General features: G+C 43.3%; 1 protein-coding gene. It reads right to left on the bottom strand.

Going from position 1 to position 420, the window contains the following annotated elements; translation table 11 throughout:
- A partial coding sequence (locus tag AACS98_RS16525) for a response regulator (protein WP_157087530.1) occupies positions 1 to 420 on the bottom strand: 420 nt, incomplete at both ends.

The raw sequence follows: 420 nt of genomic DNA on the forward strand, positions 1-420 counted from the left end.
TTTTTTCATTTCTGTTACGAGTGCGCTACGGCTGACAGGTTTACGCAAAAAGCCCTGGCAAATTGTCTCAACCTCTAATTGTTCTTCCTTCTGGCAAGAAGCTGTCAAAATAATGATGGGAATATGTTGAGTGCGTGCGTCATTTTTGAGATGCAACGCAGTTTCACATCCATTCATCCGAGGCATTCGCAAATCAAGTAAAATCAAGTCTGGCTGATGTATTTGCGTCAGGCGAATCGCTTCCTCGCCATCTTCAGCCATGATTAACAAATGATGAGTTTGGGCAAAGTATCCCTGAATTAGCTGGCGATTTGAGTCTACATCATCCACAACCAAAATTGTGCAGGGAGCAAACTGATTGAGATCATCATCTGGAGAGGAATGTTCAGGCAATTCCGTAGTGTCATTGCCTAGGGATAA

Origin of the sequence: Anabaena sp. CA = ATCC 33047 (assembly GCF_963870205.1) — a bacterium.
GTDB lineage: Bacteria > Cyanobacteriota > Cyanobacteriia > Cyanobacteriales > Nostocaceae > Trichormus.